The sequence below is a fragment of the Pseudonocardia xinjiangensis genome, assembly GCF_012911925.1.
In the GTDB taxonomy this organism is placed as follows: domain Bacteria; phylum Actinomycetota; class Actinomycetes; order Mycobacteriales; family Pseudonocardiaceae; genus Pseudonocardia; species Pseudonocardia xinjiangensis.
The window spans coordinates 55171-71895 of sequence record NZ_JAAXKY010000016.1 but is presented as its reverse complement, the minus strand read 5'-3'; the positions used below and the strand labels follow the sequence as shown (position 1 = coordinate 71895).

General features: G+C 73.4%; 17 protein-coding genes. 8 read left to right on the top strand and 9 right to left on the bottom strand.

Annotated elements, in window-relative coordinates; genetic code table 11:
• Positions 1–61 precede the first annotated feature (61 nt).
• The 4 genes from HF577_RS07865 to HF577_RS39145 all read right to left on the bottom strand — a co-directional run bounded on the left by HF577_RS07865 (position 62) and on the right by HF577_RS39145 (position 3906).
• Positions 62–1018: a PfkB family carbohydrate kinase gene (locus tag HF577_RS07865; protein WP_312859001.1), complete on the bottom strand. Its 957-nt coding sequence runs from the start codon at positions 1016–1018 to the stop codon at positions 62–64.
• Positions 1002–2036, bottom strand: coding sequence for an ADP-ribosylglycohydrolase family protein (locus tag HF577_RS07860; RefSeq protein ID WP_169395081.1), 1035 nt, complete (start codon positions 2034–2036; stop codon positions 1002–1004). Before HF577_RS07860 ends, HF577_RS07865 begins: the two co-directional genes overlap by 17 nt.
• Before the next feature lie 19 nt (positions 2037–2055).
• Entirely contained in the window at positions 2056–3651 is a 1596-nt protein-coding gene (ligD, locus tag HF577_RS07855) for a non-homologous end-joining DNA ligase LigD (protein ID WP_169395080.1), read from the bottom strand.
• 120 nt (positions 3652–3771) lie between these two features.
• On the bottom strand, positions 3772–3906 hold the full coding sequence (locus HF577_RS39145; RefSeq protein WP_281359685.1) for a hypothetical protein: 135 nt from the start codon (positions 3904–3906) through the stop codon (positions 3772–3774).
• 13 nt (positions 3907–3919) lie between these two features.
• On the opposite strand from HF577_RS39145, the gene HF577_RS39140 reads away from it, so the two are divergent.
• Positions 3920–4345 (top strand): hypothetical protein, encoded by a 426-nt coding sequence (locus HF577_RS39140; RefSeq protein WP_169395026.1) that lies wholly within the window; start codon positions 3920–3922, stop codon positions 4343–4345.
• A gap of 541 nt (positions 4346–4886) precedes the next feature.
• Complete coding sequence (locus HF577_RS07845; RefSeq protein WP_169395079.1) at positions 4887–5648, top strand: IclR family transcriptional regulator; 762 nt, start codon at positions 4887–4889, stop codon at positions 5646–5648.
• A gap of 31 nt (positions 5649–5679) precedes the next feature.
• Here HF577_RS07845 and HF577_RS07840 read toward each other — a convergent pair whose 3' ends face one another.
• From HF577_RS07840 to HF577_RS07830, 3 genes are all read right to left on the bottom strand, one after another.
• Entirely contained in the window at positions 5680–5922 is a 243-nt protein-coding gene (locus tag HF577_RS07840) for an acyl carrier protein (RefSeq protein ID WP_169395078.1), read from the bottom strand.
• A gap of 80 nt (positions 5923–6002) precedes the next feature.
• Positions 6003–6482 carry an STAS domain-containing protein gene (locus HF577_RS07835; protein ID WP_169395077.1) on the bottom strand — a complete coding sequence of 160 codons (480 nt, stop codon included), beginning with the start codon at positions 6480–6482 and terminating at the stop codon, positions 6003–6005.
• A gap of 88 nt (positions 6483–6570) precedes the next feature.
• Positions 6571–7293: an IspD/TarI family cytidylyltransferase gene (locus HF577_RS07830; RefSeq protein ID WP_169395076.1), complete on the bottom strand. Its 723-nt coding sequence runs from the start codon at positions 7291–7293 to the stop codon at positions 6571–6573.
• 686 nt (positions 7294–7979) lie between these two features.
• Here HF577_RS07830 and HF577_RS07825 point away from each other — a divergent pair.
• The gene (locus HF577_RS07825; RefSeq protein WP_169395075.1) at positions 7980–9617 is read left to right on the top strand and encodes an LCP family protein; all 1638 of its coding nucleotides are present in this window, start codon (positions 7980–7982) and stop codon (positions 9615–9617) included.
• A gap of 25 nt (positions 9618–9642) precedes the next feature.
• Here HF577_RS07825 and HF577_RS07820 read toward each other — a convergent pair whose 3' ends face one another.
• The gene (locus HF577_RS07820; RefSeq protein WP_169395074.1) at positions 9643–10365 is read right to left on the bottom strand and encodes a response regulator; all 723 of its coding nucleotides are present in this window, start codon (positions 10363–10365) and stop codon (positions 9643–9645) included.
• Positions 10362–11969 carry a sensor histidine kinase gene (locus HF577_RS07815; RefSeq protein WP_169395073.1) on the bottom strand — a complete coding sequence of 536 codons (1608 nt, stop codon included), beginning with the start codon at positions 11967–11969 and terminating at the stop codon, positions 10362–10364. Before HF577_RS07815 ends, HF577_RS07820 begins: the two co-directional genes overlap by 4 nt.
• Before the next feature lie 136 nt (positions 11970–12105).
• Here HF577_RS07815 and HF577_RS07810 point away from each other — a divergent pair, with 136 nt between their 5' ends.
• The 5 genes from HF577_RS07810 to HF577_RS07790 all read left to right on the top strand — a co-directional run bounded on the left by HF577_RS07810 (position 12106) and on the right by HF577_RS07790 (position 16194).
• Positions 12106–13482, top strand: a complete 1377-nt coding sequence (locus HF577_RS07810; protein ID WP_169395072.1) for a cation:dicarboxylate symporter family transporter — start codon at positions 12106–12108, stop codon at positions 13480–13482.
• Between the two features lie 78 nt (positions 13483–13560).
• A complete protein-coding gene (locus HF577_RS07805) occupies positions 13561–14430 on the top strand; it encodes an SMP-30/gluconolactonase/LRE family protein (protein ID WP_312859000.1) in 870 nt (289 codons plus the stop codon).
• A 140-nt stretch (positions 14431–14570) separates the two neighbouring features.
• On the top strand, positions 14571–14882 hold the full coding sequence (mihF, locus tag HF577_RS07800) for an integration host factor, actinobacterial type (protein ID WP_169395071.1): 312 nt from the start codon (positions 14571–14573) through the stop codon (positions 14880–14882).
• Between the two features lie 157 nt (positions 14883–15039).
• A complete protein-coding gene (locus HF577_RS07795) occupies positions 15040–15903 on the top strand; it encodes an alpha/beta fold hydrolase (RefSeq protein WP_169395070.1) in 864 nt (287 codons plus the stop codon).
• A 126-nt stretch (positions 15904–16029) separates the two neighbouring features.
• Complete coding sequence (locus HF577_RS07790; RefSeq protein WP_169395069.1) at positions 16030–16194, top strand: hypothetical protein; 165 nt, start codon at positions 16030–16032, stop codon at positions 16192–16194.
• Positions 16195–16725: the final 531 nt, after the last annotated feature.

Sequence of the window (16725 nt, the reverse complement as noted above, 5' to 3'; positions counted from 1 at the left end):
GCCCCCCAGAGCTCGCAGCATCCCGCCGGCCTGCAGGCCCGCTGACGGGGTGGTTCCCGCGTCAGCCCCCTGCCGCCGCCAGCACCGCGTCCACCTCGGCGCGGGTGGGCGCGGTCGCGGGGCCCCGCCGCGCCACCGCCAGCGCCGCGGCGGCGTTGGCGCGCACCGCGGCCGTGTGCAGGCCGGCACCGCGCAGTAGCTCGGCGGCCAGCACGCCGCAGTGCGCATCGCCTGCTCCGGTCGTGTCGAGCGCCGCCACGGCGAAACCGGGGATCCGCTCGCTGCGCCCGTCCCGGGTGAGCAGGCAGCCGGCGGCGCCGTCACGCACCACCACCGCGGCAGGCGCGGCGAGCCGCCGCGCGAGCACCGCCGAGGCGGTGGCGAGGTCGTCGGCCCCGGAGAGGGCGCGGGCCTCCCGGGCGTTGGCACTGAGGATCGTGGTGCGGGCGAGCAGCCGGCCCAGGGCCGCGCCGTCCACCTGCGCCGCCAGCGGCCCGGGATCGACCAGCACGGCCGGGTCGTCGAGGGACTCGAGCCACCCGAGCAGGGCGTGCAGCTTCGGCGGCACGAGCAGGCTGTAGCCGCTGACGTACACCAGGTCGGCGGGTGTCACCGCCAGCGCGGCCAGTGCCGACGGCTCGATCTCCGTCTCGACGCCGCTCCCGGTGACGAAGGTCCGTTCGCCGTCGTCGTCGACCAGCACCACGCAGACGCCGGTGTCGGACGCCGTCGAGGCCGGCTGCGCGGCCACGATGCCCTCGCGGGCCAGCGCGGCGCGGACCGTGTCGCCGAACCGCCCGCTGCCGTGACCGCCGGCGTAGACGACCGGCGCGCCGGCCCGGGCGGCGGCGGCCATCACGTTGAACCCCCCGCCGGGCAGCAGGTCGACGGCCGAGGCCAGCACGTCGCCACCGACGGGCGGCAGCTCCGGCACCCGCATCACCAGGTCCAGCACCACCTGACCGGTGTGCACCAGCCGCCCCGGGGCCGGTGCGCCCCGGTCAGACCGCCCCGCCACCGGGCCCTCCCGCCCCGCCGCCTTCCGCACGGTGGCGCAGCGCCAGCAACCCGTCCGCGACGTGCGCCAGATCCAGGCGGTTCACGCGGCAGACGGTCCCGAGCATGTCGGCGGGTAGCCCGGCCACGCCGTGGTGCGCGCCCAGCACCGCCCCGCAGATCGCGGCGATGGTGTCGGTGTCGCCCCCGAGCCCCGCCGCGACCGTGAGGGCGTCCAGCGGATCCGAGCCCAGGGCCTCCACCAGCGCGAACGCCGCGACCACCGACTCCTGCGCCGCGACCGAGGTGCCGACCACGTCGACGACGGCGTCGGTGAGCGCCGCGCGTCCCATGCCGCGCACCCAGCCCCGCACCCAGCGGATCCGCGCGCCGACGTCCGCGCCCGCCCGCCAGTGGCCTCGCTGCGCGCCTGCCGCCGCGGCGCGCTCGGCCTCGTCGAGGGCGTCGGCCTGCGCCGCCCCGGCCACCCCCGCGGAGACCGCGGCGGCCACGGCGGCGGCCGCGGCGATCCCGATCCCGGTGTTGTGGGTGACCCGGCCGGCCGCCACCACCGCGTCCAGCAACGCGTCCCCGACCGGCACCGCGATCCCGACGGGCGCGACACGCATCGCGGCCCCGTTGGTCGTGCCGTCGCGGCCGCTCTCCTCCGGCGGCTCGCCGGCATGCAGGCGCTGGAGCGCCCGTCTCGTCGACGGTCCGAGCAGGTCGGCCGACCCGCGCCGGACCATCTCCTCCTCCCACCGGCTCAGCGCCTCGGCGAAGGCGACGGCATCCACGTGCCCCGCACCGTCGATGAGGAGCCGGGCGAGCAGCAACGCCTGCTCGGTGTCGTCGGTGACCGTCCCGGCGGGGAGGCCGGGGGCGATCGGCTGGTCGGCAGCAGCGTCGAGCAGCCCGGTGACCAGGCCGTAGCGCTCGGCGATCCGTCGGCGGGACATCGACTGCGTCGGCATGCCCAGCGCGTCACCCAGCGCCAGGCCGGCCAGCGCCCCGACCGCGCGGTCCCGGATACCGGTCATCACCACAGGACGCTACTGCTTAGAGCATCGGCAGCCGCTGGGCACGGCCGATCAACGGGGCGAGCGGATCACCGTCGCGCTGCACCCGGTCGACCACGGTGCGGACCGTCCACCGGTCCGGCCGCAGGCCGGGGTCGTCGAGCTCGTCCCAGCGGAGGGGGACCGACACCGGCGCCCCGGCGGCGGGCCGGGCGCTGAACGGCGCGACCAGCGTCTTGTTGATCGCGTTCTGCGTGTAGTCCAGGCGCGCGAGCCCGTCCCGCCGGTCCTTGTGCCACTCCCAGCTCACCAGCTCGGGCACGGTCCGGCCGATCGCACGCGACACCTTCTCCACCCACTCCCTGGTGTCGGCGAACGTGTAGCCGTCGGCGACCGGCACCCAGATCTGCACCCCGCGCTTGCCCGTGACCTTCGGGGCGGCGGCGACGCCCAGGTGCTCGAGCGCGGCGCGGTAGAGCCGGGCGAGCACCAGGATCTCGGCGAAGTCCGTGCGGTCGCCGGGGTCGATGTCGATCAACGCCCAGGTCGGCTGGTGGACCTCAGGCGGCCGGGACGTCCACGGGTTCAGCTCCACCGCGGCGAAGTTCGCCATCCAGACCAGCGCCGCCATGCTGTCGACCACGGCGTAGCACTCCGTCTCGCCGGGGCCCGCCTCCTCGTTGCGCCACTGCGTCAGCCACTCCGGCGCGTGGGTGGGCACCTCCTTGTGCCAGAACCCGGGCCGGCCGACGCCGTCGGGGTAGCGGTGCAGGTTCACGGGGCGGTCGAAGAGGTACGGGAGCAGGAACGGCGCGATCTGCGCGTGGTAGCGGATGAAGTCGCGCTTCGTCACCGGGCTCTCGCCGTCGCGCGCGGGGAACAGCACCTTGTCGAGGTTCGTCACCTTGACCTCGAGGCCCTGGACCTCCCACCGGCCCGCACGGCCGATGGTGTCGAGCGCGGCGAGCTCGTCCGGCGTCGGGGGGTCCCAGGACCGCGGCTCCCGGCCCAGCCGGACCGCGGCCTCGCCGGGCGGCAGGTCGCTGCGCCACAGCGTGTCGGGCGCGGCCGCCACCTCGTCGTTCGTCCGCCCGCTCTTGACCGAGCGCGGATGGTCCTCCGGGTCCCAGCCCGGTCGCGCGTGGTCGTCGTTCTTGTGGAGCAGGAGCCACTGCTCCTTGCCCGGCCTGCCCTCCTCCCTCCGGACCAGCACGAACCGCCCGGCGAGCTTCTCGCCCTGCAGGTCGAAGTGCAGCTCACCGCGCTCGATGGCCGTCGCCGGGTCGTCGGTGCCGGACGGCTGCCAGCTCCCCCAGTCCCACACGATGACGTCACCGCCGCCGTACTCGCCACGCGGGATCACGCCCTCGAAGTCGAAGTACTCGACCGGGTGGTCCTCCACGTGCACGGCCATCTGGCGGGCCTTCGGGTCGAGCGTGGGCCCCCTCGGCACGGCCCAGCTCGCCAGCACGCCGTCCACCTCGAGCCGCAGGTCGTAGTGCAGGCGACTGGCCCGGTGGCGCTGCACCACGAACCGCCCGGACCCGGCCGTGGCCTCCGACCCCGCCGGCTCGGGTGTGGCCGCGAAGTCGCGCTTGGCCCGGTACGTCGCGAGCCGCTCCCGCTGGTCGGTCATGGAGGCGGAGTACCACGAGACCCGAGCCCCGACTCGCCCGCGAAGTTCAGGAAAGCCACTTTCAGGTCCGCAGAGGGCAGCAAAGTGGCTTTCCTGAACCGGGGCGCGCGCGGCCAGGGGTTACTCGCAGGCCGTTCCGTCCTTGTCGTTGTCCAGGCCGTAGTGGTCGTCGCCGACCACCCGGATCGGGCCGCTCACGTACTCCGGGCCGTTGCCGGAGCCTCCAGCGCAGTCGACGTCGCTGGCGATCGGCACGCATCCGCTGTAGTTGGAGTCGCAGCCCGACGGCGCGGGCTTCGGCTTCGCCACCGGCTTCGGCTCGGGTTTGGGCTGGGGCTTCGGCTGGGGCTGGGCCGCGGGCCGGGGTTCCGGCTTCGGCTGCGGCACGGACGCACGCTGCACCTGGGGTGGCGAGACCGGCGCGGGCGGAGCGGTGGCGGGACTCGCCGTGGTCGTCGGTGGTGCCGTGGTCGTGGGGATGGCGGCGAGCGGAACCGGCGCGCGTACCGCGGTCGTGCTGGTCGAGGCAACGGCCTCGATGTCGGCCGCCGGCTTGACGGCAGCGCCACCGCAGCCCGCAGCCAGGAGCAGCGCGGCCGTGCCTGCCGCGATCCAGTACGACCTGCAGCTCCGGTGCCCTCGCGGCTCAGCGCGGATCAGACGGCCGGACGGGGGTTGTGGGACGGACATGTGATCTCCACTGTGACGGGGCACTGGAAGATCGTCCGCTCTCTACCATCGTTACCGGTTCTCGGCGTGTTGTGGCTCCATCACCCTGATGCCGCCTCGCAGTGGTTCTTGAGGCCGCCACCGAGTGTCTCGCCCCAGGCGCAGTTGCAGAAGGCGTACCAGCGGGAGTCCGTCGCCCAGCCCGCATGGCGGAACTCAGGACGGTGAACTCCTCGCCCGTGACGAGCGGCTCGAGCAAGCGGCCGACGCCGTCGCGCCGCTCGGTGCGCAGCTCGAAGGAGAGCCGGTGGCCCAGCCAGTCGGACGCCGGGTTCGTGGGATCGGAGAAGGCGGAGACGCATTCCCACGCCACCCGCTCGCCGGGAACGAGATCCGTGATCCGCATCCGCAGCAGGAGGGTATTTCGTGACCTATGTTCGGTTCCACCGACCCGCGACGACCGGCTGTTTCGGGGCGGCACGGCGGGGGTCCGAACGTCACCAGACCCGGTAGTGTCCGCGCCACACGATCGGCATGATCCCGCGCAGCAGACCTCGGAGCGTCCGATGACCGCGTCCCGCGCCGCGGGCACCGGCCCGGTGCTGGCGCGCGCGCTGCAGATCCTCGGTGCCTTCTCCGCCGACCACCCCGCCATGACGTTGAGCGAGCTGGCTCGGCGCACCCGCCTTCCCGTCTCCACCGTCCACCGGCTGCTGGCCGGCCTCGTCGACTGGGGGGCGCTGGAGCGCGGCGACGACGGGGCCTACCGCGTCGGGCTACGCCTCTGGGAGGTGGGAGCGCTGGCCCCGCGCGGCCAGGGCCTGCGCGAGCGCGCGCTGCCGTTCCTCGAGGACCTGTCGCAGATCACGCGGGAGAACGTGCAGCTCGCGGTGCGGGAGGGCAGCGAGTTGGTGTTCGTGGAGCGCATCGCGGGCACCGGCGCGGTCCCGGTCCTCACCCGCGTCGGGGCCCGGTTCGCGCTCACCGCCACCGGCGTCGGACTGGTGCTGCTCGCCCACGCACCTCCCGAGACGCAGGAGGAGGTGCTGGCCGGCCCGTTCGACCGGTTCACGCCGCTCACCGTCACCGACCCCGCCGTGCTGCGCCGCATGCTCGCCGACATCCGGAAGTCCGGGTTCTCGGTGAGCGACCGGCAGGTGACGATGGACGCGCTGTCGGTGGGCGCCCCCGTCCATGACGCGCGCGGCAACGTCGTGGCGGCGGTCTCGCTCGTCGTCCGGCACGGGAGCGCGCAGCCCCACACGCTGGCGCCACTGGTGCGCACCAGCGCGCGGGCCATCTCCCGCGCACTCGCCCAGCTGCCCTGACCGCACCGCCGGGCGAGTGCCCGGGAGATGGTCAGGTGACGGCGGGGCCCGACTCCGTCGTCCCGCTGAGCTCCTTGAGGAACTCGTGACAGCGGGCTGCGCGGTCCGAGTCCTCCTTCATCACCTGGCGGAAGAAGCCGGCGATGTCGTCCCGCCCGGCGTTGTCGGCGTCACGGACGTACTGGCCGTAGTCGTGACCCGCCTTCAGCGAGTGGTACTGCACGGAGATCAGGTCGAAGGTGACGTCGTCGAAGCCGGTCTCACCAGTGGCCATGGTTCCTCCTCGTCGAAGCGATCCTCTGCTCCGACGAGGTACCCGCACAGCGGTCGACAAACCTGTCCCGTACTCCCGGGTCAGCCGCCGCTGCGGACCGTCCCGGTCCGGGCGCCGCGGACCCCGTCGGTGACGACGAGTGGCGAGCAGGGCCAGACGGAGCTGCTGCGCGGGCTGCTCGTGGTGGCCACGGCGGGCACCCGGCCGATCAGCTCACGCTCGGCGTGCTCCACCGTCGGGAACATCGAGAACCGGGCGAGTGCCGCGGCGATGCCGACGGGCAGCATGCCTTCGCGCCCCGCGATCCCGGCGAGATGCAGCCGCAGTCCGGCAGCGCTCGCCGCTTCGTCGACGGTGACGAGCGCCTCGAGGTCGTCCGTACCGAAGAAGCGCACCTCACCCAGGTCGACCACGATGTGACCCGTGCAGCGGGCCATCTGCGCGGCAGCCACGGTGGCCAGCCGGGCCACCGTCACCTGGTCGAGCACCCCCGCCATCCGCACCACCGAGAGCCGCGACCCCCGGACCTCAACCGACACCTGCGCGCCGTCGAAACGCACCCCATACCTCCTGCTGCCCCGACCCGAGATTCGGGTCCCGTCAGCGAGTACCCGTTCGCGCAGCGAACAACCTGGGACAGGACGACCGTCACACCTTCCGGGTGCGGCGCGCCATCTCATCCGCGACGACGAGGTCGTGCGGGTAGGTGATCTTGAAGTTGCGCGCCTCGCCCGCGACCCACCGGATCGGCACCGACGGGGCGAAGCGCTGGATGCAGGACGCGGTGTCGGTGCCGGCGAAGCCCTCGCGGGCGGCCTGCTCGTAGGCCGCGAGCAACGTCGCCGCGGAGAAGCCCTGCGGTGTCTGCACCGCCACGAGGCCCGCCGGCGCCGGCCCCGCGATCCCGCTGCCACCCGGACCTTCCGCCGCGAGGTCGTCGCGCGGGAGCCCCGGCACCGCTCCGCCGCTCTCCCGCGCCACCCGCAGCACCTCCCGGACGAGCGCGGGGCCGGCGAACGGCCGGGCGCCGTCGTGGATGAGCACCGTGTCGATGCTCCCGGCGTGGATCCGGTCCGCCAGTTGCCGCAGGGCCGCGAGCTCGGACTCCTGCCGGGTCGATCCGCCGGTCACGACCTCCACCTCGTGGCCGAGCTCGCGGTCGAGCACGCCGGCGGCGAGGTCGGCGTCCTCCCGGCGCACGACGAGGACGACCGGGCCGATCTCGGGCAGAGCCGAGAAGGTGGCGAGGGACAGCGTGATCATGGTGCGTCCCGCGACGGGCAGGAACACCTTGTTGCCGGCGCCCCCGACACGGGTGCCGCTGCCCCCGGCCAGGACGACGGCCGCCACGCTGCTGGGCTGATCGGGCACGGGGTCAGTGCAGCGCGGGAGAGGTCACGGGGTCAAGCCGGACGAGCCGGAGAGGGCGACGAGGACCGGCCCGTGCTCCGACCCGGAATCCGATAAGTATCGTCGTGAGATGTTCCGGTCCGTCCGTGCGGCATTGTCGGACTTGCCGTCCGACTCGCGTCGCCCACGGATGGGGTACCGGAGCGACCGGAAATCTCACCAGAACGGGGGATGAACTGGCCTAATTCCCGCCTTGCGAGGTGCGCCGCGGAGCGTTTCGTCACTACCAGTAGGCTCCGGCGGGCTCACCGGCGAGTCCTGGTTGTTCCCTATTCGTACGGATGCAGGGAGTGGGCACGGTGAATGACGACGGCCGGCGCGCTCCCGGGGGCGGAGGACGCGCAATGCCCCCCCAACAGCCGTGGTCACGGCGCAGCGAACGCGAGCAGTCGGCGCTCCCGCCCCGGAAGCCGGAGCCACCCGGCCGGGTGACACGCCCCGCGGACGGCCCCGCCCGTCCGGTGCGGTCGCAGCGGCCCGATGAGCCCGAAGTGCCGACCCGACCCGTGCCGCGGGTGCCGCCCCGCAGACCGGCAGCGCCCCCCGTCAAAGCTCCCCCACCGACTTCTCCGTCCCGGACTCCCGGCCCGCGGACCCCCACCGGACGGGCAGGCGCCGCCACGAAGGCGGCCCGGTCGACGCCGACCATGAAGTCCGACACCACGATGATCCCCGCTACGAGGGCGCGCGCCGCTGCGGCGGACTCCCCGGCGAGGACCGGCTCGCCGAGGGTTCCCCCGACGAGGGTCCCGGCAGGCGGCGCCACCAGGGCCCGTGCGGCGCAGCGCCGGGGCAGCTCCGCCCGCCAGCCGCGCACGCTCGGGCGGGCCCTGCTCGCCACGGCCGCGGCCACCGTGGCTCCGGGCTCGGGCCACCTCATTCTCCGCAGGCAGCGCACCGGCGCCCTGATCCTCGGCGTGTTCCTGCTGCTCCTCGTCGCCCTCGTGGCGCTCGGGCTGAGCGCGCGCCGCGCCGAGCTCCTCGAGAACCTGCTCTCCACCCGCGTGCTGACGGTCGTCGTGGTCGGCTGCATCGTGGCCGCGCTGGCCTGGATGGCCGTCATCGTCCACACCTACCTGCTGGCCCGCCCCAGGAAGCTGGGCGTGGGCCCGCAGGTGCTCGGTGTCGTCGTGGTCACCGCCCTCTGTCTGACCGTCGCTGCACCGTTCGGCTTCGGGGCCAACCTGGCCAACTCGCAGCGCAACCTGCTCGACTCGCTGTTCGCCGGCGGTGGCGGCACCGCCGCGGCGGAGGCCATCGCCAAACCGCGGCTCAACATCCTGCTGGTCGGGAGCGACGCCGGACCGGACCGCGCCGGTACCCGCACCGACACCATGATGGTGGCGAGCGTCGACACGCGTACCAGCCGCACCACGCTCTTCTCGCTGCCCCGCAACATCGGCCACGCCCAGTTCCCGCCGGGGTCGCCCATGGCGGAGAAGTTCCCCAAGGGCTTCTTCGACAAGGCCGATCCCCTGTCGGGCAACTACCTCCTCAACGCGGTGTACGCCTACGCCCTCGAGTACCCGGCCCTCGCCCCGTCCGGTCCGACCGCAGACCCCGGGCTGAACATGCTGAACCAGACCGTCTCGTACATGCTCGGGCTGCAGCTGGACTACTACGTCGAGGTCAACATGGCCGGCTTCGCCTCGATCATCGACGCCGTCGGCGGCATCACCGTCGACGTCGGCCCGGAACCACTGCCGATCGGCGGTGTCCTGCCCGACGGCCGCCACGTCAAACCCGACGGCTACGTCCCGGCGGGCGTGCAGCACCTCGACGGCGAGCAGGCGCTGTGGTTCGCGCGGTCGCGGCGCAACTCCGACGACTACAGCCGGATGGGCCGCCAGCGCTGCCTGCTCAGCAACCTCCTCCAGCAGAAGAGCCCCACCGACGTCCTCACGAACTTCCAGGCCATCGCCGCGGTCGCCACGCGCAACGTGTCCACCAACATCCCGCAGCAGGTGCTGCCGGCGCTGGTGAAGCTCGCCGGCGGGGGCAACGTGTCGCTGGAGAGCGTGTCGTTCGACCCGAACCTGCCCGACCCGAACTCGAAGAGCGGCAAGTTCGACACCCTCTCCCCGGACTTCGAGTACATGCGCGAGGTCGTGCAGAACTCGATCAACCGGCCCCCGGCGCCGCCCGCTCCGAGCGCGGCGCCCACCCTCGCGGCCGCCCCGACCACGACCAAGAGCCGGTCGAGCAGCGGCAGCAAGAGCCCCACCACCACTGCGGCGGCTCCGGACTCCGCGCAGCCGGAGTCGCTCACCCAGGCCTGCGGCTGACCCGTCGGCGCGCCGGCGCCGTAGGTCAGGGTGCCGCCTCGCCGGGCACGGCCGGTTCTCCCGGCGTGCCGGCCGGGCGCCAGCGGTACTCCGCCTGCGGACGACCGGTGCCCCCGTAGCGGGAGTGCCGCTCGACGAGCCCCGTCTCGGCCAGGTACTCCAGGTAGCGCCGCGCCGTCACGCGGGACGTCCCGAGCGCCGCGGCCACCTCGGCCGCGGTGAGCCCCGTGCCCCCGGCGCCGGCCAGCGTGCGGGCCACGGCGTCGAGGGACTCCCGGCTCACGCCTTTGGGAAGGCCACCGGCCTCGACGGGCGCCCGCAACGTACGGAAGAGGTCGTCCACGTCCTCCTGGGCGACCATCGGGCCGCTGCCCAGCCGCGACCGGTACCCGAGGTAGCCCTCCAGCTTCGTGCGCACCGCGCTGAACGTGAACGGCTTCACCAGGTACTGCGTTGCGCCGAAGGAGATCGCCGCCTGCACGACGGCGAGGTCCCGCGCGCGCGTGACCATGATGACGTCGGTGGTGTGGCCCGCCGCCCGCATCCGGCGCAGCACCTCCAGCCCGCTGGTGTCGGGCAGGTGGACGTCCAGCAGGACGAGATCGACCGCCCGGGCGCTCAGCATCCGCAGTGCCTCTGCGCCCGAGCCCGCGCTCCCCGTCACCTCGAAGCCGTGGACGCGGCCCACGTAGCTGGCGTGGGCCGCGGCGGCGATCGGGTCGTCCTCGACGATCAGCGTGCGGATCATGCCCGCACCAACGGCAGGCGCACGGCGAACTCCGCCCCACGGGTACCGGTAGCGCTCCCGTCGGCCGCGACGTCCAGCTCCACCCACCCGCCGTGGCGCCGGGCCGCCTGCCTCGCGAGGGCGAGCCCGAGACCGCGGCCCAGCCCGTCGTGCGGCTTCGTGCTCCAGCCCCGCGCGAACGCCCGCTCGGCGTCGGCGGCCGCGATCCCGGGGCCGCTGTCGGCCACCCGCAGCTCCACTGCGTCGTCGGCGACCCCACCGGAGATCCGGACCCAGCGCGGCGCCGGGGCGTCCTCGGCGGCGTCGATCGCGTTGTCGAGCAGGTTGCCGACGATCGTGACGAGATCGCGCGGATCGGCGACGCCCGCCGGGACGAAGGTCCCGTCCGCCACCTGCAGCGCGACGCCCCGCTCCCCCGCCTCCGCCGCCTTGCCGACCACGAGGGCCGCGAGCTCCGGCACGGCGATCCCGGCCAGCACGGCGTCGGTGAGCTGCTGGGACACGGCGAGCTCGGTGGTCGCGAACTCGAGGGCGTCGTCCGCCCGTCCGAGCTCGATCAGCGAGATCACCGTGTGCAGCTGGTTGGCCGCCTCGTGGGCCTGGGCGTTGAGCGAGTCGGCGAAGCCACGGATCGTCTGCAGCTCGCTGACCAGCGCGCGCAGCTCCGTGTGGTCGCGCAACGTCACCACCGTCCCGAGGTGCCTCCCGGCCCACCGGGCAGCTCCCTGGCTCACCACCACGATCCTGTCGGCGGTCAGGTGGATCTCGTCGTCACGCGCCTCGCCGCCCGCCAGCGCGGCCCCGAGCTCGGCGGGCAGTCCGACCTCGTCGACCCGGCGGCCCTGCACGTCGGGCGCCAGCGCCAGCAGCCGCCGCGCCTCGTCGTTGACCAGCTGGATCCGCCCGGAGCGGTCCAGGAGCAGCAGCCCCTCACGCACCGCGTGCAGCACCGCGTCGTAGTACTCGTACATGCGGGCCAGCTCGGCCGGCCCGAGGTCGTGCGTGCTGCGCCGCAGCCATCGGCTCACCAGCCAGGACCCGCCCGCGGCCAGCAGCAGGGCGACGACCGCGGCCCCGGCGAACAGCGGCGTCTGGCGCTCCAGCTCCCGCGACACCGCCTCGACGGTGCGGCCCACCGACACCAGGCCCACCACCCGCCCGCCGTCCAGGACGGGGACGACCGCCCGCACCGACGGCCCGAGCGTGCCCGTGTAGGTCTCGGTGAAGTGCTGGTCGCCACGGAGCGCCGGCGCGATCGTCCCCTGGAAGACACGCCCGATCTCCGCCGGGTTGGGGTGGGACAGCCGGATGCCGTCAGCGCGCATGACCACGACGAAGTCGGTGGCCGTGTCGGTGCGGACGCGCTCGGCGAGCGGTTGCAGCACGGCCACGGGGTCGGGGGCGTGCAGGGCCGCCCGCACGTCGGGCGACGCGGCGAGGGTGTGTGCCACGCCGAGCATCTCCTCGGCGGTCGAGTCGCGGTTCGTCTCGTCGAACTGCAGGTAGGCGGCCACAGCGACGCCGGTCAGCACGATCACCACGATCGCCGCCTGCAGCGCGAACAGCTGCCCCGCCAGGCTCCACCTGCTCGGTCGCCCGGCCACCGTCGTCACCGCCCGTCGTACGAAATGAACGAAATGGTGATGGTCACCACGTCGCCCTTCATGCTCGCCGCGATGGTTGCCGGTGCATCGGTATCCGCGCAACGCCCGCCGTCGTCGTCGGCCCACCGGAGGACCTGTGTCAGCTACCACCGAAACACCGCACAAGAAGAAGGACCGGACCCACTACCTCTACATCGCCGTGATCGCCGCGGTGGTATTGGGCGTGATCGTCGGTCTCGTCTCGCCCGGCCTGGGGAAGGACCTCAAGCCCGTCGGCACGGCCTTCGTGAACCTGATCAAGATGATGATCTCCCCCGTCATCTTCTGCACGATCGTGCTGGGCATCGGGTCCATCCGTAAGGCCGCCACGGTGGGCCGGGTCGGCGGACTGGCGCTGGCCTACTTCCTCGCGATGTCCACGTTCGCACTGGCGATCGGCCTGGTCGTCGGCAACATCCTCCAGCCCGGCAGCGGGCTCCAGCTCGCGGGCGCCGCGCACTACACGGCGCCCGAGGCCGAGTCGCTCACCGACTTCCTCCTCGGGATCATCCCGACCACGCTGTTCTCGCCGCTGGTGGGCGACAGCGTGCTCTCGACGCTGTTCGTCGCGTTGCTGGTCGGCTTCGGTGTGCAGGCACTCGGGCGCGCAGGCGAGCCGATCCTGCGCGGTGTGAAGCACGTCGAGCGACTCGTCTTCCGGGTGCTCGCGATGGTCATGTGGGCGGCCCCGATCGGAGCGTTCGGCGCGATCGCCGCGGTGGTCGGCGAGACCGGCTGGTCGGCAGTCATCGCGCTGTTCCAGATGATGGCGGCCTTCTACCTGACCTGCGCGATCTTCGTGTTCGGCGTGCTCGGGCTGGTGCTGCGGCTCGGCGCCGGGATCAACATCTTCTCGCTGCTGCGCTACCTGGGCAGGGAGTTCCTGCTCATCGTCTCCACGTCGTCGTCGGAGTCGGCTCTGCCGCGCCTGATCGCCAAGATGGAGCACGTCGGCATCTCCCGTCCCGTCGTCGGCATCACGGTCCCCACCGGCTACTCGTTCAACCTCGACGGCACCGCGATCTACCTGACGATGGCGTCGCTCTTCATCGCCGACGCGCTCGGCAGGCCGATGTCGATCGGTGAGCAGATCGCACTGCTGCTGTTCATGATCATCGCCTCCAAGGGTGCGGCAGGCGTCTCCGGTGCCGGGCTCGCCACGCTCGCGGGTGGCCTGGCCTCGCACCGGCCGGACCTGGTCGACGGCGTCGGTCTCATCGTCGGGATCGACCGGTTCATGTCGGAGGCCCGCGCCGTCACCAACTTCGCAGGCAACGCGGTGGCCACCGTGCTGATCGGCAACTGGGTCGGCGAGTTCGACCGGGAGCGGGCCGACCGCGTGCTGAGCGGCAAGGAGCCGTTCGACGAGGCCACGATGCTCGACGACGGGGAGCCCGAGGAGCCGGCACCTGCCCGGACCCAGGAGGGCACCGCCACGAAGCAGGACAGCCACGCGGAGAACGCCACCGTCTGAGGCCCGGCACCGGCGCCCGGTACCCACCTCGGTGATGTACTGGGCGCCGGGGTACGACGCCGAAGCAAGGGAGCCCGGGTGAGCGAGACGATCGCGGAGATCGAAGCCGAACAGGTGACACCTGCCGTCGCCGAGCACGGTGAGGGACCGGTGTGGGACGCCCGCTCCGGCGAGCTGCTGTCGGTGGACATGCACCGCGGCGACCTGATCGCGGTGGACCGTGCCGACACCGTCCGGCGCCGGCACACGGGCGACCTGCTCGCGGCGCTGCGGCCCCGCACGCAGGGCGGCTGGGTGGTCGGGCTGGCCCGCGGCTTCGGGCTGCTCGACGACGACGGCACGTCGGTCGCCCGCCCGCTGGGCGAGCTGTGGACCGACCCCTCGGTCAGGATGAACGACGGGGCCTGCGATCCCGCCGGTGGTTTCTGGTGCGGCTCGATGGAGGTCGACGCCGCACCGGGCCGGGGTGAGCTGTACCGGCTCGCCCCTGACGGGTCGGTGGCCACCATGCTCACCGGACTGACGATCTCCAACGGGCTGTGCTGGTCGCCCGACGGGTCGCACGCGTACTACGTCGACTCGGGCACCGGCACGGTGGACGTGCTCACCGTCGACCTCGACGTTCCTTCCGTGACGGGCCGCAGGCAGTTCGTCGCGGTCGAGGGCGGCCTCCCGGACGGGCTCACCGTCGACGCGGACGGCGGGGTGTGGGTGGCCCTCTACGGCGGCTCGGCCGTGCACCGCTACACCCCCGACGGCGCTCTCGATGTCATCGTGCGGGTGCCCACCACGCACCCGACGGCGTGCACCTTCGGCGGGCCCGGCCTGGACGAGCTGTGGATCACCACGTCGGCACAGGGCGCGGACCCCTCCGACGACCGGGCCGGCGCGCTGTATCGGTGCCGGCCCGGAATGCGAGGTCTTGAACCCCTCCCGTACCAGGGCTAGACCCCCCGATCGGGGGACCCGCCAGGGCCCCCACCGAGGGGGGCATTCGCGTGGCGTTGTGCGGTTCTGTCAGGCTGAGCAGTGAAGATGACCTGCGGACATCCGGTTCGAGGTGTCCGCACGGAGAGGAGAACCACGACATGGCACTGCCCACGCTCACTCCCGAGCAGCGCGCCGAAGCCCTCAAGAAGGCAGCCGCTGCCCGCACCGCGCGCAAGGAGCTGCGCGACTCGATCGCCCGCGGGGAGCAGACCATCCCAGCGGTCCTCGATCGCGCGAAGTCCGACACGATCGTCGGCAAGACCAAGGTGGCCGATCTGCTCAAGAGCCTTCCCGGGTACGGACCGGCGAAGGTCTCCGCGCTGCTGGAGCAGACCGGTATCGACGCGTCGCGGCGGGCCGCCGGGCTCGGCGAGCGCCAGCGCCAGGCCCTGCTCGACGCGCTGAAGTAGGACCGCGGCTCCAGATCCCTCAGGAGGGTCCGGAGCACGCACGAGGCGACCTCCCATGCCCTGGCTCCCGGCGTTCGCGCCGGGGCCGGCAGGGGTGGCCGTCCCACCGGGGCGTACCGGTTCGACACGCAACACGGGCGGCAGGCAGTCTGACCCCGTGGAACGCTACGTCGATGTCGCCCCGGACGTCCGCCTCTGGGCCGAGGACATCGCCCCCACCGGGCCGCGCCCCGGCGAGCCGTTGCTCCTCGTGATGGGAGCGGCATCGTCCGGGCTCGTGTGGCCGGACGCGCTGGTCGCCCTGCTCGCGGAACGGCACCGCGTGATCCGGTACGACCATCGGGACACCGGCCGCTCGTCCGCCGTCTTCGACGAGCAGCCCTACGGGATCACCGACCTCGCCTCCGACGCGATCGCGGTGCTGGACGCCTTCGAGGCCCCCCGGGCGCACGTCGTCGGCATGTCGATGGGCGGCCTGCTCGTGCAGCTGATGCTGCTCGACCACCCCGGGCGCCTCGCCTCGGCCACCCTGTTCTGCACCGGTGCCCTGCCGTTCCCCGGTGCGCCCGACCTCCCCGCCCCCGACCCTGCCCTGCTGCGGATGTGGGGCGAGCTCGACGACCCGCGCGACGCCGAGGGCGAGCTCCGGTGGCGCGTGGAGCACTGGCGCCTCCTCAACGGCTCCGGCACGTCGTTCGACGCCGCGGAGTTCCGCGCGCTCGAGGAGCGCGTCGTCGCCCACACCGGCCGGCACGACCCGGTCGTCGCGCACGCCCTGATGGACACCAGCGGCTTGGAGCGGGGCGCCGAGCTCGCCTCCGTCACCGTGCCGACGCTGGTGATCGAGGCACCCGAGGACCCCGCGTACCCGCCACCGCACTCCGGTCACCTCGTCCGCACCCTGGGCCATGCCCGGATGGTCCGGATCCCCGGCATGGGTCACACCATCAACCGCACGGTGATCTCGCCACTGGCCGCCGCGATCCTGACACAGACGACCCAGACCGCGGCTCCGGCCTGACCCGGTGGGCCGAGGCGGCGCCCCGGCGCGGTCGGCCATGATGGGCGGCGCCATGGTGTGGACCATGACAGCGCCGCGCGGAACCGGAGGCCGTTCCGCGCGTCCGAACCGCACGAGAGGTGAACGATGGGCATCGAGGATCCCGACGCGGACGTGGCCGAGCAGCTACAGGCGATCGATGACGACATCGACCCCGTGACCGACCCCAACGGACTCCCGTTGGAGGCCGACCCGGCCGATGTGGCCGAGCAGCGTGAGGTCGTCCCGCAGGACGACGACGAAGAACGGTGACCCGCGGCGGCCGGATTCGGTGGACCTCCGCCGAACCGGCTCCTGTATGGGGTATGCATTCCCACGAGGTGGACGCACCCATCATCCGACCGGGTGGTTTATCGCAGAGGCCGTTCTGCGAATCCGCGAACCCGCCGGCTCTGCGCGTGGCCCGGGACGAGCTCGTCCGGGCGGGCCCATGGGTGCCACCCCTCGGGGTGGGCGCTTTCCCTGTCCGATTCCCGCCCCCCGACGAGCCCGGCGACGACGGCCCGGCGCGTCGCGGGGAGCGTCGCCGACCCCATGGGGCCACCGGCTGAACCTGCGCTCCCGCGGGCGGGCCGCTGCTGATGTTGGTCCCGTTCTCCGACGTGGGTCGGGCCGACGCGCCCCCGCGGGCCCGGGCGGCCTCTCACCAGGACATCGGCCCCGTACGGCGACGCCGGTGCCGAGCTCTTCCCGGCTCGCGGCGGCGCGGAGCGGGTCACCCGGGACCGGCCCGGCGGGACGGCCACCGGGGCGACCGGGAGCGTCTCCTGCGCCACCCGTTCC